Annotated in this window: 14 protein-coding genes; 1 reads left to right on the top strand and 13 read right to left on the bottom strand. The window is 56.3% G+C overall.

What is annotated here, in order from left to right:
- Positions 1 to 34: 34 nt before the first annotated feature.
- From ntrC to secA, 6 genes are all read right to left on the bottom strand, one after another.
- Positions 35 to 1,444, bottom strand: coding sequence for a nitrogen regulation protein NR(I) (gene ntrC / locus ACR2R1_RS11625; protein ID WP_434110195.1), 1,410 nt, complete (start codon positions 1,442 to 1,444; stop codon positions 35 to 37).
- Positions 1,437 to 2,510 (bottom strand): nitrogen regulation protein NR(II), encoded by a 1,074-nt coding sequence (gene glnL, locus ACR2R1_RS11630; protein ID WP_133717633.1) that lies wholly within the window; start codon positions 2,508 to 2,510, stop codon positions 1,437 to 1,439. Before glnL ends, ntrC begins: the two co-directional genes overlap by 8 nt.
- A gap of 422 nt (positions 2,511 to 2,932) precedes the next feature.
- On the bottom strand, positions 2,933 to 4,342 hold the full coding sequence (gene glnA / locus ACR2R1_RS11635) for a glutamate--ammonia ligase (protein ID WP_077728472.1): 1,410 nt from the start codon (positions 4,340 to 4,342) through the stop codon (positions 2,933 to 2,935).
- 166 nt (positions 4,343 to 4,508) lie between these two features.
- Positions 4,509 to 5,456 (bottom strand): Nudix family hydrolase, encoded by a 948-nt coding sequence (locus ACR2R1_RS11640; protein WP_077728473.1) that lies wholly within the window; start codon positions 5,454 to 5,456, stop codon positions 4,509 to 4,511.
- Positions 5,457 to 5,476: 20 nt separating this feature from the next.
- Positions 5,477 to 6,688 carry a bifunctional glutamate N-acetyltransferase/amino-acid acetyltransferase ArgJ gene (gene argJ, locus ACR2R1_RS11645; RefSeq protein ID WP_347257250.1) on the bottom strand — a complete coding sequence of 404 codons (1,212 nt, stop codon included), beginning with the start codon at positions 6,686 to 6,688 and terminating at the stop codon, positions 5,477 to 5,479.
- 11 nt (positions 6,689 to 6,699) lie between these two features.
- Entirely contained in the window at positions 6,700 to 9,423 is a 2,724-nt protein-coding gene (gene secA, locus ACR2R1_RS11650) for a preprotein translocase subunit SecA (RefSeq protein ID WP_077728474.1), read from the bottom strand.
- Between the two features lie 177 nt (positions 9,424 to 9,600).
- On the opposite strand from secA, the gene ACR2R1_RS11655 reads away from it, so the two are divergent.
- The gene (locus ACR2R1_RS11655; protein WP_077728475.1) at positions 9,601 to 10,068 is read left to right on the top strand and encodes a DciA family protein; all 468 of its coding nucleotides are present in this window, start codon (positions 9,601 to 9,603) and stop codon (positions 10,066 to 10,068) included.
- A 181-nt stretch (positions 10,069 to 10,249) separates the two neighbouring features.
- Here the strand turns inward: ACR2R1_RS11655 and lpxC are convergent, their stop codons facing one another.
- The 7 genes from lpxC to murC form a co-directional block, all read right to left on the bottom strand.
- The gene (gene lpxC / locus ACR2R1_RS11660; protein ID WP_077728476.1) at positions 10,250 to 11,164 is read right to left on the bottom strand and encodes a UDP-3-O-acyl-N-acetylglucosamine deacetylase; all 915 of its coding nucleotides are present in this window, start codon (positions 11,162 to 11,164) and stop codon (positions 10,250 to 10,252) included.
- A 132-nt stretch (positions 11,165 to 11,296) separates the two neighbouring features.
- The gene (gene ftsZ / locus ACR2R1_RS11665) at positions 11,297 to 12,442 is read right to left on the bottom strand and encodes a cell division protein FtsZ (protein ID WP_077728477.1); all 1,146 of its coding nucleotides are present in this window, start codon (positions 12,440 to 12,442) and stop codon (positions 11,297 to 11,299) included.
- 49 nt (positions 12,443 to 12,491) lie between these two features.
- Positions 12,492 to 13,727 (bottom strand): cell division protein FtsA, encoded by a 1,236-nt coding sequence (ftsA, locus tag ACR2R1_RS11670; protein ID WP_077728478.1) that lies wholly within the window; start codon positions 13,725 to 13,727, stop codon positions 12,492 to 12,494.
- Positions 13,728 to 13,755: 28 nt separating this feature from the next.
- Positions 13,756 to 14,538, bottom strand: coding sequence for a cell division protein FtsQ/DivIB (locus ACR2R1_RS11675; protein WP_077728479.1), 783 nt, complete (start codon positions 14,536 to 14,538; stop codon positions 13,756 to 13,758).
- The gene (locus tag ACR2R1_RS11680; protein WP_077728480.1) at positions 14,525 to 15,481 is read right to left on the bottom strand and encodes a D-alanine--D-alanine ligase; all 957 of its coding nucleotides are present in this window, start codon (positions 15,479 to 15,481) and stop codon (positions 14,525 to 14,527) included. Before ACR2R1_RS11680 ends, ACR2R1_RS11675 begins: the two co-directional genes overlap by 14 nt.
- Positions 15,482 to 16,354, bottom strand: coding sequence for a UDP-N-acetylmuramate dehydrogenase (gene murB, locus ACR2R1_RS11685; RefSeq protein WP_077728481.1), 873 nt, complete (start codon positions 16,352 to 16,354; stop codon positions 15,482 to 15,484).
- 56 nt (positions 16,355 to 16,410) lie between these two features.
- Complete coding sequence (gene murC, locus ACR2R1_RS11690) at positions 16,411 to 17,820, bottom strand: UDP-N-acetylmuramate--L-alanine ligase (protein ID WP_434114240.1); 1,410 nt, start codon at positions 17,818 to 17,820, stop codon at positions 16,411 to 16,413.
- Positions 17,821 to 17,822: the final 2 nt, after the last annotated feature.

A 17,822-nucleotide genomic window follows, 5' to 3' on the forward strand; every position in this document is an offset into this window, starting at 1 on the left:
GCTGTTGACGATAAGCTTGCCGGTACTCGATTTCTTACACGTCCAGACTCAGCTCGCTGATCTTTCGTGTCAATGTATTGCGGCCGTAACCTAATAACTTTGCTGCTTCCTGGCGACGCCCGCGGGTGAATTGTAACGCCGTGGCGATCAAAATCCCTTCGGCTGAATCTATAGCTTCCTTTGCGACATTTCTATCCCCACGCCTCAAGCGCTTATCGACCCATTGCCGGAAACAATCTTCCCAACTGTCGACGACAGTAGAGGTACTCGCCTTAACACTCAGTAATTCCGGCGGCAGATCGTCCAGATGAACCTCCTTGCCCGCCGCCATAACCGTGATCCAGCGACAGGTATTCTCCAACTGACGCACGTTGCCCGGCCAATCGAGCCGACAAAGATAGTCCTCCACATCCGGCAACAAGACTTTTGTTTCCACCTTCAGCTCTTGACTGGCCTCCTTGAGGAAATGGTTCAGCAATAAAGGAATATCCTGGCGACGCTCCCGCAAGGGCGGGAGGTGAATGCGGATGACGTTCAATCTGTGGAACAAGTCCTCCCGGAAACGGCCTTCGGCGACAAGCGTATCCAGATTTTGATGAGTGGCGGCAATAATGCGGACGTCCACCTTGACCGGTGCGTGCGCACCAACGGGAAAAAACTCGCCGTCGGCCAACACGCGCAACAAACGGGTCTGCAAATCCGCAGGCATATCGCCGATCTCGTCCAAGAACAACGTGCCTCCGTCGGCTTGTTCGAAACGCCCGGCGCGGCGAGCCTGCGCGCCGGTAAACGCACCGCGTTCGTGGCCGAACAATTCGGATTCCAGCAGATCGCGGGGGATCGCCGCCATATTGAGGGCGATAAAAGGGTTGTCGGCCCGTGGACTATGGCGGTGCAGCGCCCGCGCAACCAACTCTTTCCCGGTCCCCGATTCGCCGTTGATCAGAACGGTGATGTGGGAGCGGGCGAGTCGCGCGATGGCGCGAAAAACCTCTTGCATGGCCGGCGCCTCCCCGATGATTTCGGGCGTTTCCTCGGCCACCTCGGGCGGACCTTGCTCTTGCCGCGCGCGCTGACTTTGTGCGCATGCACGCTGCACCAGATCAACGGCATCGTCCACATCGAACGGCTTCGGCAGATATTCGAACGCGCCGCCGTGGAATGCCGAGACCGCGCTCTCCAGATCCGAGTGCGCCGTCATGATGATGATGGGAAGTTGCGGATGCTTGATCTGCAGCTGCCGCAAAAGCTCCAGCCCGTCCATGCCCGGCATCCGAATATCGGTCAATATGGCATCGGGCTTGCCCTGATCGAGAGCATCGAGCAATCCGCCGGCGTTCGAAAAACAGCGCGCGTGTATCGATGCCTTTTGCAAGGCCTTTTCCAAGACCCAGCGGATCGAGCGATCATCATCAACCACCCATACTTGGGCTGAACTACTCATGGTCCTTCTCCAAAGGCAGGAAAATAGAAAAAACCGTGTTGCCCGGGGAACTCGAGCACTCGACCAATCCACCATGCTGATTGATCAAGGACTGTGCGATCGACAGGCCTAAACCGGTACCGTCAGCGCGCCCGGTTACCATCGGGTAAAAAATCTGACCGAGCAACTCCGGCTTGATACCCGGACCATCATCGATGATGTCGATCTTGACGGCCATCGGGTTGCGCCTATGACCAATGGTCACCTGGCGATGGATGCGCGTGCGAATCAGGATGTGCCCTTTCTTCCCTACCGCCTGCGCCGCGTTGCGCACGATGTTCAAGATCGCTTGAATCAGCTGATCGCTATCGCCATTCACCAACGGCAAACTCGGGTCGTAGTCTCTTTCGATGACGACGCTTGGAGGAGCCTCCACCTGCACCAACTGACGCACTCTCTCCAGTACCCGGTGGATATTGAGCCGGCTTTTCCGCGGCGGTTTGTTGGGCTCAAGCATCCGGTCGACCAGCGATTGCAGGCGGTCGGATTCCTCCATGATGATTTTCGTATACTCCCGCATCTCTTCTTCGACCAACTCCCTGTCGAGCAACTGCGCCGCACCGCGCAGACCGCCCAAAGGGTTCTTTATTTCGTGGGCCAATCCCCGCAAAAGCATGCGAGCGGCGTTCTGCTGCGCCAGAAGCTGCTCTTCCATGGAGATGCGCAAATGCCGATCCACCTGTTCAATCTGCACCAATGCGGCGACCGGTTTATCCTGCTCCAGCATCGGCGTGATCGTGAAATTGACCGTAATAGCTTGAGACGGAAGACCCAACGACAAATTTCGCTTGGTCAACGATTCACCCTGTTGCAAGGTTCGTTTCAAATCTTTCTCGATGTTCTGATCGTATAGAAAGAAAAGCTCTTTGGCCCCCGAACCCAGAACCTGTCGTGCACTCACTGCGAACAGCATTTCCCCGGCCACATTGATATAAATCAGGCGGTACGCGGGATCGAAAACCAACACGGCGTCCGTTAAATGATCGAGGATGCGTTGATATAGTGGAATGGGATCTGGGTTATTCATTACGATTTGAAAAGCAAGATGGAGGCCAATTACCCATGCAAGCTGCGCTTGGTTGTAGGTGCCTCAAGACCTATAGAACTCAGCAGCGGACACTCGCCGCCACAGAACCTCAGGCAATGCGCACCATATTGGTGCATATTAGACCGATTTGCTGAAACATCTGTTCCATTTGAAGTTATTTCGGAATTTACCAATATAGATAATCCAACACTCGACAAAGGCGCTACTGCCCGAGCCAGTCACTTTTGAGCTTCACATTCGCCCTTTCGGACTTGTCACTGGGATAGACAGCCTTGTTCAGCCGAATGAATCGCCAGACTACTCTTTACGCGAGCTCTCTATAGCGTCTCGGATTCGGAAAATACCCGAACAAAAAAAACGCCCCATAAAGGGGCGTTTTCAGATTCGGGCCGAATAGCCGTTTAGAGGCTGTAATACATATCGTATTCAACCGGATGCGTGCTCATGCGCAGACGGGTGACTTCCTGCATCTTGAGGTCGATGTACGCATCGATCGCATCATTGGTGAAGACGCCGCCGCGAGTCAGGAATTCGCGATCCGCACTCAATGCATCCAGCGCCATATCAAACGCATGACAAACCTGCGGAATGCTCTTCTCCTCTTCCGGCGGCAAATCGTAAAGATCCTTGTCCATGGCGTCGCCCGGGTGAATCTTGTTTTGGATACCGTCGAGACCGGCCATCAGCATGGCTGCGAAAGCAAAATATGGATTGGCGGTGGAATCAGGGAAACGAACCTCAATGCGGCGCGCTTTCGGATTAGTGACATACGGAACGCGGATCGATGCCGATCGGTTGCGGGCGGAATAAGCCAACATGACCGGCGCCTCGAACCCCGGCACCAAGCGTTTGTAGCTGTTGGTGGACGGGTTGCAGAAGGCATTCAAAGCTCTCGCATGCTTGATAATGCCGCCGATGTAAAACAGCGCCAACTCAGAAAGGCCGCCATACAAATCACCGGTAAACAAGTTCACGCCACCCTTGGACAGTGATTGATGAACATGCATGCCGTTGCCGTTGTCGCCGACCAGCGGCTTCGGCATGAAGGTCGCGGTCTTGCCGTAAGCGTGAGCGACATTGTGTACCACGTATTTGAGGGTAAGCACCTCATCCGCCTTCCGGACCAACGTACCGAACTTGACGCCGATTTCGCACTGTCCGGCGGTCGCCACCTCGTGGTGATGAACCTCGACGATCAGCCCCATTTCTTCGAGCGTATTGCACATGGCCGCGCGCAAGTCCTGCATGGAGTCAACGGGCGGCACCGGAAAATAGCCGCCTTTGATGCCGGGACGATGGCCGATGTTGCCGTCTTCGTAAACTTTTTCGGTGTTCCAACTGGCTTCTTCGGAATCGACTTTATAGAACGAACCCTGCATGGAAACGCCCCAGCGCACATCGTCGAATACGAAGAATTCGTTTTCTGGCCCGAACAGCGCGGTATCCGCGATGCCCGTGGATCTCATGTAAGCTTCAGCACGTTTGGCGATGGAGCGAGGATCGCGCTCATAACCCTGCATGGTAGAGGGCTCGACGATATCGCAGCGCAAAATCAGGGTTGGATCGTCGAAAAACGGATCGATAACCGCCGTCGTCGGATCAGGCATCAGGATCATGTCCGACTCGTTGATGCTCTTCCAGCCCGCAATAGACGAACCGTCGAACATCTTGCCGTCTTCGAACATGTCCTCGTCCACACTGTGCGCCGGAATGGAAACATGCTGTTCCTTGCCCCGAGTGTCGGCAAACCGCAAATCAACGTATTTGACCTCCTTTTCCTTCATCAGCTGAAGTACATCTTGTGGCGTCATTCTTTATCTCCCGAATATTAGGGTTGTAAAAATCTCAAGCGGGTAATTAAACAAAAATTGTACCAATAGAAAAACGCTGTTATCTCCCGGAATTACAATAGTGCAACAACTTGTTCGCAAAACAAAAACGCACCATTAATGTGCATACGACCCATTTCAGTGCCGTTTACGGAAGAAATCCGCGAATTCCCGCCACGCCCTGAGCCCCATGGGACTTTGCAACGTCCACATCCGCTGGAGACACCCCCCCCAAAGCGAAGACCGGAATATTTACCTGATCCACCAACTCGGCAAAAGTTATCCATCCTAGCGGCACGGCATGGGGGTGGGTGGGCGTGGACAGCACAGGGGCAAGAACGGCCAGATCGACGCCGATTCGCTCCGCGTGCTTCAGTTCACCGAGATTGTGACAAGATGCGGCAACCCACCGGGCTTTCTCCAATGGCCGTTCACTCAAGCTCATCAGTCTTTGTGCCGTAAGATGAAGCCCCGCGGCGGACGTCCCGACCACCCAGCACGGATCCGCATTCAGAAGTAGGATCGCGCCCCGTTCCCGGCAGTACTCCACAGCATAATGCGCCAACGCCTCGTATTGGTGCACACCCAATCGGCGCGCCCGTAATTGGATCAAACCGGCTCTGCGCGACACCAGATGGTGCAAACGCTCGCGCAAAAGCGCCTCATCGCCCGATTCATCGTCCAGAATCGCATACTGATCGGGAAGTCTGGCAGCCGTTACGATGGGGCGATTCGCGGCCGGAAATGCGAAGCCGGGCAATTCGTCTGGCGAAACCCAACGAATCGGCTGTCCCTGCATGCCGATTGGCGTCCCCTCGAACCGGTCCACCCGCCACACATCCAGCAGTACGCAACGCTCCGGATAAGCGTGACGAATCCGAATCAAGGGCGATGCCTCTATCACTTCGAGGTTAAGCTCCTCGCGGATTTCTCTGGATAAAGCTTCCTTTGCGGTTTCGCCGGCTTCCAGCTTGCCTCCCGGAAACTCCCAAAGATCCCCTTGATGGACGTGGGCGAGGCGCCGCGCAATGAGAATTTGGCCGAGTCCGTTCCGGATGACACCGGCGGCTACATGCAACTCGGAGCAACCGCTCACCGGGATACGTTCAGCCTCGACTAGGTTCGATATTCCGCGTTGATGCGGACGTAATCGTAAGAGAGATCACACGTCAGGACACGCTGATGCGCGCTCCCCCTCCCCAGCACAACGCGAATCAGGATGTCATTCTCAGACATCACGGCTCTCCCGGCCTCCTCGGTGTAACTCATGGCGCGTCCTCCATTTTCCACGATCAGCACGTTCCCCAACCATATAGAAACGCCCGATATATCGAGATCGGCGCAGCCTGAACGACCGATCGCAGCCAAAATCCGGCCCCAGTTCGGATCGCTGGCGAAAAAAGCGGTTTTGACCAGAGGCGAATGGGCGATAGACTTGGCCACATTCCGCGCTTCGGTTTCATCCCTGGCCTCTTGGACCTCTATCCGCATCACCTTGGTGGCGCCTTCGCCGTCCCGCACGATGGCTTCAGCCAAGTCTTCACAAACCTCCCGAACCGCTCGGGCCAGGAGAGGGAAATCCACGCTTTGCCGGCTAAGTTCGGGATTACCGGCTCCGCCCGTTGCGAACAGAACGCAGGCGTCATTAGTCGAGGTATCGCCGTCCACCGTGATCAAATTAAAAGAACCGTCGGCGGCGTCGCTCAAGCAAGCCTGCAAACTAGCCGGTTCAACCTTCGCGTCGGTGGCAATGAAGGCCAGCATGGTGGCCATATCGGGGTGAATCATGCCGGCGCCTTTGGCGATGCCAGTGACGGTCACCGATACTCCAGCCAGATTGACAGTCCGGCTTGCACCTTTAGGCCGCGTATCGGTCGTCATGATGGCCCTTGCCGCGCGCGTCCATCCCGCCTCGTCCAAGGCGCTCAGGGCTTTGGGCAAAGCCGATTCGATCTTTTCCACCGGAAGATATTCGCCGATTACACCGGTCGAGAAAGGAAGCACCTGCTCGGCCGCCGCGCCGGTCAGCCGGCCGAGCGTCCGGCAGGTCCGACGAGCATCGTCCAGCCCTCGCTGGCCGGTTCCGGCATTGGCATTCCCGGAATTGACCAAGAGCCAGCGTGGATGGTGTCCGAGATGATCTCTCGCCACGATCACCGGCGCGGCGCAAAAGGCATTTCGGGTAAAAACGGCCGCACAGGTAGACCCTTTGGCTGCTTCGATCACCACGATATCGTCACGATCGTTCCGCTTGATGCCGGCACAGGCCGCACCGAGCCGGACGCCTTTTACGGTTGCCAGGGTCAACTCTTCGCTCAAGACGCTCATACGCGGCGATTTCAATCCAATTTGCCGTGGCAGTGCTTAAATTTCTTCCCGGAACCGCAAGGGCAAGGCTCGTTACGGCCCACTTTGGCGACGTCCCGGATATAAGGCTGTGCGGGCCGTGGTTTAACCGGCTTTTCCTCGACCTCCGCCTCTTCAGGTTCCGCAGTCAGTGCGTGTGCCTCGGCATGTTCGAAATGCATTTCTTGAGGTACGGCGCGGCGCTGTTCCTCCATGACATTGACTTCTTCTTCGCTGTGCACCTGAACCTTGGATACGATGCCGATCACCTCGTGTTTAATCCCGTCCAGCATGGAGGTGAACATCTCGAACGCTTCGCGCTTGTATTCCTGCTTCGGATCCTTCTGCGCATAACCGCGTAGATGGATGCCCTGGCGCAGATGGTCCATGGCCGCCAAATGCTCTTTCCAGGCGTTATCGAGAACTTGCAGCATCACCGTTTTCTCGAAATGACGCATGACCGATTCGCCTATAACGGCACTCTTTGCCTGATAAACCGCATCCAGCTGATCGATGATTTTCTGGAGCAGGCGGTCCTCATCCAGCCGCGAATCTTCATCCAGCCATTGTTGCGCCGGCAGCTTCGATCCGAGTTCCCGCAATAGCGTGTCTTCCAGACCCTTGACGTCCCACTGCTCTTCCAGGGTGTGCGGCGGAATGAACTGGGTGAATATCTGGCCGACAACGTCCCGACGCATGTTCGTGATCGCCTCGGAAATATCGTCCGCCTCCATCAGTTCGTCACGCATGTGATAAACCACCTTGCGCTGATCGTTGGCGACGTTGTCGTAATCCAGCAACTGCTTGCGGATGTCGAAGTTGCGCGCTTCAACCTTGCGTTGAGCGCTCTCGATCGCCCGTGTCACCCATGGGTGTTCGATCGCCTCGCCTTCCTTCATTCCCAGCTTTTGCATGAGCACGGCCACCCGATCGGAAGCGAAAATCCGCATCAAGGGATCTTCCAAGGACAAATAAAACCGTGATGAGCCGGGGTCACCCTGCCGTCCGGACCGTCCCCGCAACTGGTTATCAATGCGCCGAGATTCATGCCGCTCCGATCCGATGACGTGCAAGCCGCCTGCTTCCACAACCTGAGCGTGACGGACTTTCCACTCCTCTTTCAAGCGAGCGACGGACCCCTGATCGCTGGGATCGATAGCCGCCAAATCCTCTTCCAGGCTGCCGCCGAGAACGATGTCGGTGCCGCGGCCCGCCATGTTGGTCGCAATAGTGACCGCACCGGGCTGACCGGCTTGCGCAATGATATGAGCTTCCTGCTCGTGATGCTTGGCGTTCAGCACCTGATGCGGAATGCCTTCCTTACGGAGGAAAGTCGCCAAGAGTTCCGAGTTTTCGATGGATGTAGTCCCCACCAGCACCGGTTGGCCGCGTTTCACGCACTCGCGGATATCCTCGATGATGGCGCCGTATTTCTCACGAACGGTGAGGTAGACGAGATCACCGAGATCTTGGCGGACCATGGGCCTATTGGGCGGAATGACGACAACTTCGAGGCCGTAAATCTGATGAAACTCCGGGGCCTCGGTATCGGCCGTACCGGTCATGCCGGCCAGTTTTTCGTACAGGCGGAAATAGTTCTGAAACGTGATGGATGCCAGCGTCTGGTTTTCGTTTTGAACCGGAACGTTCTCCTTAGCCTCGATCGCCTGATGCAGCCCTTCGGACCAACGACGTCCCGGCATCGCGCGGCCAGTGAACTCGTCCACGATGATCACCTGGTTTTCCCTAACGATATAGTCGACATCCCGCTGGAACAGCGCGTGAGCCCGCAATCCGGCATTGATGAAATGCATGAGCCTGATGTTGACGGCGTCGTACAGGCTTTCGTCTGCATTGATCAATCCCTGCTGAACCAGCAACTGCTCGATGCGCTCGTGCCCCTCCTCCGTGAGGTAGACTTGCCGGGATTTTTCGTCGACGCTGTAATCGCCGCGAGCGCCTTCTTTTTCCTGACGCTTGAGATGAGGAATAAAGGCGTTGATCTTATGGTAAAGGTCGCTGCGGTCCTCGGTCGGCCCCGAAATAATGAGAGGCGTCCTGGCTTCGTCGATCAAGATGGAGTCGACTTCGTCGACGATCGCAAAATATTTTTCCCTCTGCACCCTCTGGTCGCGGGAAAATGCCATATTGTCCCGGAGGTAATCGAAGCCGAACTCGTTATTGGTACCGTAGGTAATGTCGGCCGCGTAGGATTCCCGGCGCTGCTCCGCGTTCAGACTGCTGACTATGACGCCCACGGAGAGTCCGAGGAAGTTATAGAGCTTGCCCATCCATTCGGAGTCTCGGCGCGCCAAATAGTCATTGACGGTGACGACATGTACGCCTTTACCGGGCAGTGCATTCAGATAAGCGGCCAGGGTGGCGACCAGCGTCTTGCCCTCGCCGGTTTTCATTTCCGAGATCTTCCCGTCATGGAGCACCATCCCGCCTATCAACTGAACATCGAAGTGGCGCATGTTCAGAACGCGGCGAGATGCTTCCCTGACGGCGGCGAAAGCCTCTGGGAGTAACGCATCGAGCATCTCACCCTCGTTCAGGCGGTCTCTGAATTCTTGGGTTTTCCCTCGTAACGCCTCATCGGATAGATTCTGGAACTGAGGTTCCAGCGCGTTGATCTTCTTGACGAGTTTTCTTTTTCTATTGATGATTCGCTCGTTGCGACTGCCAACGATTTTCTTTACTAGCTTGCCTAGCATTGCGGTTTAATTCCGAGTCCAAACGAAAAATAATCCAACGATGATACCGCAAAACCATGGTATTTATAATGAGTCGAGGGCCATATCAGACGTTGGCGAGAAATTGAGGCAAATTCGAACAGGTTTGCTGGGTTCGATTCGGCTAACCGCGACTACCATGGAGGGCTGATTTCGAAGATGCGCCAACCAGAATCCGTTGCCGGTCTATTTCAAGGCGCCGCGATCCAAGGGCTCCTGATCCAGGTAGAAAAACACCGCCGCGTACTCGATGTGGCAAAAAGAGCACTGCCAGGCTTTCTTGCGGACCATTGTGTAGACTGCGTGGTCAAGCCGGACCGCCTGATTCTTTACGTGGACTCGCCGGCTTGGGCCTCACAAATACGCTTTTATGCCTTGCACCTCTTATCCAAGGTTCAGCAATCGACCGGATACCGGTTCAACGATTTACTGATTCGTAACGCACTGCCTGCCGCAGCAAGACCTCTCGACAAACCAGTTCTCGCCTTGCCATCCGGCTTCGCCGCCGAGGTACTGAAAAATAGCGCATTGTCGACATCTTCCGGGGAACTTAAGGAAGCGCTGCTGCGGCTGAGCGCAACAGTGCAGGCACTGAGGAACGCCGACCCCGGAAAAGAAAATCAATAAAAAACAGCGTCGAAAATTCAGCCGACAGAGATCGTTTGCCCCTGGACTGATGCCCAAATTACGGGCACGCGAGAGAAGTCCAACCCGGCGGCTGGATAAGAATCGGCTTCCCTGCCGCATTTCGATAAGGATTTAACACCGATCGTTCGCCTGGACCTGACCAGTCCAGAGAGAAAAGGAATCAGCCAGCGGCCTGCGCCGCCCTCATGAAATAAATCGGCAGAACGTCGTCTTCCATGTAAGTCACCGATTCCCAGGCATCCCTTTGCTTGAGCAGCTCCATCAGCAGTCGATTGTTCAAACCATGGCCGGATTTATGGCCGGTAAACGAACCGATCAGACTGTGTCCGAGGAGATAAAGGTCCCCGATCGCATCCAGAATCTTGTGTTTTACGAACTCGTCGGCGTAACGCAACCCATCTTCGTTCAAGACGCGGTAGTTATCCACCACTATCGCATTATCCATGCTGCCTCCCAGGGCCAGCCTGCGTTTGCGCAAGGCTTCGATATCGCGCATAAAGCCAAAGGTCCTCGCTCGACTCACTTCCTTAACAAAAGATGTCGATGAAAAATCGATGCTGGCCGTTTGCACATCCTTGCGAAAAGCCGGATGTTCGAAATCGATCGTAAAGGTAACTTTAAAGCCGTCATAAGGCTCAAAACTAGCCCACTTATCACCGTCTTCAACCCTAAGTTTGCGCTTTATCCGAATAAAACGCTTCGGTGCGTTTTGCTCCTCCACGCCCGCCGACTGAATGAGAAACACGAATGGGCCGGCGCTGCCGTCCATAATGGGTACCTCCGGCGCGCTCACATCGACATAGGCATTGTCGATTCCGAGCCCGGCGAACGCCGATAGGAGATGCTCGACGGTGGAAATCTTCACGTCCCCCTTGACGAGGGTTGTCGATAGGGTGGTTTCGCCGACATTTTCCGGCCTTGCCTCGATGATGACGGGTTCAGGCAAGTCCACGCGCCGGAATACAATACCCGCGTTAGGAGCAGCCGGACGGAGGGTCAGATAGACCTTCTCTCCGGTGTGCAACCCGACTCCGGTACCTCTAATAACGTTCTTTAGTGTTCTTTGCCTGATCATTCGACTCACCTATCTTGTCTGACTATCCCCAAAAATCCCTCATATAGCCCTGCACAGTTTAAACCGCCCAAGCATACGAACTACGCAGGGCTCAGACCAGTGGGGGCGGACCGAAGCGTCCTCGCTACTTTCTCAATCGGCCTGACGGCGCAAGAACGCCGGAATATCTAAGTAATCGAGATCCATATCCTTCTTCGCTTCCGCCCGAACATCATGCTTGGGCTGCTTGCGAATTACAGTCGGACGCTGCAATTGATCATAATCGATCTCACCCGTGTGCTTATGCACCAACTTGATCGTCGCTTCGTTCGCCTGCCGCTGGTTGTTTAGTCCCGTCGCCACCACCGTAACGCGCACTTCATCGTCCAGCTCCGGATCGATGGCCGTACCAATCACGACGACCGCGTCATCCGAAGCGAAGTCTCTTATGGCGTCGCCCACCTCGCTGAACTCGCCGATCGAGAGAGTTTGGCAGGCCGTAACGTTGACCAGAACGCCACGCGCGCCCTGAAGATTGATGTCTTCGAGCAAGGGACTGGCGATGGCTTTTTCGGCTGCCTGGCGGGCACGGTGCTCGCCGGTACCCACACCGGTACCCATCATCGCCATGCCCATCTCGGACATTACCGTACGCACATCGGCGAAGTCCACGTTGATGAGCCCCGGCCGGGTAATGAGATCGGCGATGCCCTGCACCGCGCCGAGCAGGACATCGTTCGCGGCAGCGAAGGCATTGATCAAGCTGACGTCTTTGCCCAATACCGGCAACAGCTTCTCGTTCGGAATCGTAATCAGCGAATCGACGAATTGACCGAGCTCCTCGATGCCTCTTTCCGCCACGCTACGCCGTTTCTTGCCTTCGAACGGAAACGGTTTGGTGACCACGGCAACCGTAAGAATACCCGCTTCCTTGGCAATCTCGGCAATCACCGGAGCCGCTCCAGTCCCGGTTCCGCCGCCCATGCCGGCGGTAATAAACACCATGTCCGCACCTTCCAGAACTTCCATGATGCGATCGCGATCATCCAAGGCGGCCTGTCGGCCGATTTCCGGATTCGCTCCCGCTCCAAGCCCCTTGGTCAGTGCATTTCCCAGCTGAATGACCGACTTGGCCCGAATGTTCTTCAAAGCTTGCGCATCGGTATTGGCGCATATGAATTCAACGCCCTCGACATGGCTGTTGACCATGTGGTTGAGAGCATTTCCACCACCGCCCCCGACGCCAATTACCTTGATAACCGCGTTTTGGCTATAAGAATCCACTAGTTCGAATTGCATTGTTTCCACCCCGTCTTAACTGCATTTCCACTCCGGGGAATTTTCGATCCTAAAAATTACCCGTGAACCAACTCTTCATCCTTGCCCACAACCCTTTAAAGCCCGTTCCCAAGGGCATATACCTCCCCGCCAGCGTCTGGTGCTGCTTGCCGAATAGAAGCAGTCCGACGCCCGTCGCGTAAATCGGATTTCGAACCACATCGGTCAGACCGGTGACATACTGCGGCAAACCCAGGCGTACCGGCATGTGGAAAATTTCTTCCGCCAGCTCCACCAATCCCTCGACCTTGGCGCTGCCGCCACTCAGCACGATTCCGGCCGCGATCAAGTCCTCGAAACCGCTCCGACGCAGCTCTTGCTGCACCAGCAACAGCAGCTCCTCGTAGCGAGGCTCGACGATTTCAGCCAAATTCAAGCGGGAAATCTGGCGCGCCGGCCTGTCGCCGATACTGGGCACCTCGATGGTGTCCTCCAGCTTGGCCAATTGGGTTAACGCACAAGCGTGTTTGATCTTGATTTCTTCGGCGAACTGGGTCGGCGTCCTAAGCGCCACCGCGATGTCGTTGGTTACCTGATCTCCGGCAATAGGAATGACGGCCGTATGGCGAATGGCTCCGTCGGTGAATACGGCCACATCGGTGGTTCCTCCACCGATGTCTACTAAGCATACGCCGAGATCCTTCTCATCTTCGGTCAGCACCGCCGTGCAAGACGCAAGCTGTTCCAGGATGATGTCCTCGACGTCCAGGCCGCAGCGACGAATACATTTGATGATGTTCTGCGCCGCACTGACCGCGCCGGTTACGATATGCACCCGTGCTTCGAGACGGATTCCCGACATGCCGACCGGTTCCTTGATACCTTCCTGCCTATCGATCACGAACTCCTGCGGCAGGATGTGAAGGATTTTCTGATCCGCCGGGATGGCAACCGCGCGCGCCGAATCGATTACGCGATCCACGTCGCTCTGGGTTACTTCCTTCTCCTTGATGGCGACGATGCCGTGCGAATTCATGCTGCTGATATGGCTGCCCGCGATGCCCGCATAGACCGACTGAATCCGGCATCCCGCCATCAATTCGGCTTCCTCGACGGCACGCTGGATCGATTGAACCGTGGTCTCCAGGTTGACCACCACACCCTTTTTCAGGCCGCGGGACGGATGGGTACCGATACCGACCACCTCGATTTCACCGTCCTCGTTTATCTCACCGACGATGCAAGCCACCTTGGAGGTACCGATATCCAAGCCAACGATGAGATTCCGATCTGATTTTCTAGCCATTGCAATGAATCTTTGTTTTTAATTCACGTCAGGTATATATCCTGCTCCGAATTCGGCCGCGCGCGATGCAATCGGGTTGGGCCAGAGAAACAAGATCCGCTTGGGATTGCGGTCTGAAAATCACTGCAAACCCGTTCGGATAGCGCAAGTCCACTTTCTGGAGCGCCGCAATTCGCGCTTCGCCCAAGCGCGGCAATAACGTCAGCAAACGTTCCAGCGCAAGAGCCGGATCTTGTTTTCCGAACTCGATTTCCACGCCACTGGCCAGACGAGCGCTCCACGCCCGCCGCCCCGTGAGCTTCAAGGAATCGATTCGCATACCTTTCTGCTTTAACTTCCCGTTCAATAGATAAAGCATGCTCAAAAGCTGCTTTTCCTGTCCCGGTGGGCCGTCGAGGATCGGCAACTTCACATAGGACTGGACGTTTCCGGGCGAAAACCGCCCCCCGCGATCGTTGATCAGCCCACCGTCGCTGGTGCGGGCAACCGGTTTTTGCTCAACGACTTTCAGCAGCAAGGTATCGGGCCAGAGCCGAGCAACCTGAACACTGTCTAACCAAGGAAATGATTTGGCGGCTTCTTCAATGCCATGCGTATCCACTAGAAAATATCCGACCTGGGTCAACGGCAGCAAAGTCCTCGTGAACTCTGCCGCATCGAGATTCCGAATCTCCCCCTCCACGCGCACATAACGTATGGGCATGAAACCCTTGATCTGCCCGAGATCGACACTCATGGCAGCCAGACCGCAGAGAGCCACGACCCCAAAAAAGAACAATGCCCTGACGGGCACCGCTTTAGGCCTCGGCATCGCCCTCTCCGCGACGCGGGAAGCTCGTTTCCAATATTCGCCACGTCAAGTCCTCGAACGATAAGCCCGCCACTTTCGCCGCCATCGGAACCAAGCTGTGGTCGGTCATGCCGGGAACCGTGTTGACCTCGATCAACCACGGCTGGTTATCTTGATCGACCAAAAGATCCACCCGAGCCCAGCCGGTCACGCCGAGCGTATCGCAAGCTTGTAGAGCCAATTTCTGGAGAGCGGCCTCCTCTTCACGGGGAAGTCCGGCCGGACAGTGATAACGAGTGGTCTCGGCGCGATATTTGGCATCGAAATCGTAAAAAGAATGGGGCGTTTCCAAGCGAATCAACGGCAACGGCTCGCCGTCGAGCACGCCGGCTGTATATTCCCGACCGACAATCCAAGCCTCCGCAAAAACCGCGCAATTATAGTGTGAAGCGCGTTCCCATGCTTCCATTAATTCGATTTTATTTTCGGCCCGCCCCATTCCGATGCTGGAACCCTCTTGAGCGGGTTTCACGATGACCGGGAATCCCAGCAGATCGGCGCACCGGTCTACGTCCTCCGGCCCTTGAAGTTTCATCCAGCGCGGCGTCGGCAATCCCGCTCCGAGCCAGCACAGCTTGGTCCTGAGCTTGTCCATGCTCAAGGCCGACGGCAGGACACCGCTTCCGGTGTAGGGCAGTCCCAAGGCTTCCAGAGCCCCTTGAAGAACGCCGTCTTCGCCACCCCTTCCATGGATCACGTTGAACACGCGGTCAAAATGTTGTTCGAGCAGCGGCTGTATCGGATTTCTCGTTACATCTATGCCGACCGCATCGATGTTATTTTTCAACAAGGCCGCCAAAACCGCCTGACCGCTCTTCAAAGAAATTTCGCGCTCCGCGGCGGCACCGCCCATCAACACGGCAACACGTCCAAATTCAGCCGATTTCAGGATTCGCTTGCTCATTCAATCTCTCCTCGTCGATTTTTCGCCCACGATCCGAACTTCGGGAATCAAGTGCTGCCCGAATGTCTGCTCAACGGTCGTCTGGACGAACCCTATCAGAGCCTCGATATCGGCCGCCCTGGCCGCACCCGTGTTAATGATGAAATTGGCGTGTTTTTCGGAAACGCATGCATCGCCCATGCGATACCCCTTGAGCCCGCAGGCTTCGATAAGGCGCGCAGCATGATCGCCCACCGGGTTCCGGAACACCGAGCCGCAATTCGGCAGATTGATGGGCTGCGATGCGCTTCGTTTAGCCAGCAACGCCCGGATTCGTTCGCGGCTGGCAACCGCATCACCAGACTGAAGCCGGAGCTCACAAGCCAAAAACCATTCGTTCTCTGGACCCTTCACGCTGCGGTAGCCAACGAGAAAGTCGCCCCCGCTGCGGTCCCGCAACGTACCGGAACGGTCGACCGTCACCACCCGCGCCACCAGGGGCCATGTCTCGCCGCCGAATGCCCCGGCATTCATTGCAAGGGCGCCGCCCATGGTGCCCGGAATTCCCGCCAGGAATTCGGCGCCGGTCAGTTCCTGTTCCGAACAAAATCTGGCCACGTGAGCGCAAGGCACGCCCACCTCGGCATAAATGCGTCCGGAACCTGAACGCCGGAGTACTCTCAAACGATTTCGGGTACAGATAACCGTACCTCTGATTCCGCCGTCCCGAACCAGCAGATTACTGCCCAGGCCCAGCCAGAAAACCGGTTCATTGGGAGGCAGCGAACGCAAAAACAGAACCAAATCGTCCGCGTCGGCCGGCAAGTAAAAGCGATCGGCCGGTCCACCGACGCGCCAGGAGGTGTGGTTCGCCAGTGGCTCGTTATAGCGCATCTCGCCCCTTAAACCGAGCGAACTGACCGCGCTTATCCCATCTTCGCAGACCGCAGTCACTGGATTGCTCCGACCGGCATGTCGGTCAAGCACAACGGCAATTCGACAGCAACTTGCCCGATGCTTCCGGCCCCGAGCGTCAAAACGACATCGCCCGGCTCGACTATGCCCGGAAGGATTTCAGCCAGGTCGCTTACCTTTTCGACGAAAACCGGATCGATCTGGCCTCGCACCCGGATCGCCCTCGATAATGCCCGCCCGTCCGCGCCGATTACCGGCGCTTCGCCGGCGGCATAGACATCGAGTAGCACCAGAACGTCGGTTTTGGACAGAACCTGCACAAAATCCTCGAACAGATCGCGCGTCCGCGTATAGCGATGCGGCTGAAACACCAATACCAGCCGCCGGTCCGGCCAGGCTTGGCGCGCCGAGTCGAGGGTCGCCGCAATCTCTCGCGGGTGATGCCCGTAGTCGTCGACGAAAGTGACGAAGGAGCCGCCGAAAGGTACCTCGGCATTGATCTGAAAACGCCGTCCAATACCCCGAAATCCCAGCAAAGCACGCTGTATGATCTCGTCGGAAATACCCAATTCTCCAGCGATGGCAATTACTGATAATGAATTCAATATGTTATGCCGCCCCGGGAGATTTAGGCTCACGTCGAGCGGTTCATCGCACCCCGACCTAAGCACCGAAAAATGCGAACGCAATCCGTCTTGACGGATATTCACGGCCCGGATGTCGGCTTCCGGACTGAAACCGTAGGTTTTCATCGGCTTACTGATTTCCGGCAGAATATCCCTGACGCCCGGATCGTCCAGACACAGCACGGCCAGACCGTAGAACGGCACATGATGCAAGAATTCGACGAAGGCCCTCTTCAGTCTGCTGAAATCACCGCTATAGGTCTCCATGTGGTCCCGGTCGATATTGGTGACCACGGCAATCATGGGCTGCAAATATAAGAAAGAGGCATCGCTCTCGTCCGCCTCGGCGACAAGATAGGAGCCTTTGCCGAGCTGAGCGTTGGTGCCTACGCTGTTGAGGCGCCCTCCGATAACGAATGTAGGATCGAGTCCGGCTTCGGCAAGTACGCTGGATGTCAGGCTGGTCGTCGTGGTCTTGCCGTGGGTGCCGGCTACGGCGATGCCGTAGCGGAACCGCATCAGTTCGGCGAGCATCTCCGCCCGCGAAATGACCGGAATTTTCTGGGAACGTGCAGCATCGACTTCCACGTTGGATCGATTGACGGCACTGGATACGACCACGACCTCGGATTCCGCGATATGCACGGGCGCATGACCGAAGAATATTTTCGCGCCGAGTTCAGCCAAGCGCCGTGTATTGGCATTTTCATTAAGATCCGAGCCCGAGACCTGATACCCGAGATTTAGAAGAACCTCGGCAATGCCGCACATGCCGGTGCCGCCGATCCCGACGAAGTGAATCCGACGGATGCGGTTCATGC

Source organism: Methylocaldum sp. GT1TLB (assembly GCF_051027445.1).
Classification (GTDB): domain Bacteria; phylum Pseudomonadota; class Gammaproteobacteria; order Methylococcales; family Methylococcaceae; genus Methylocaldum.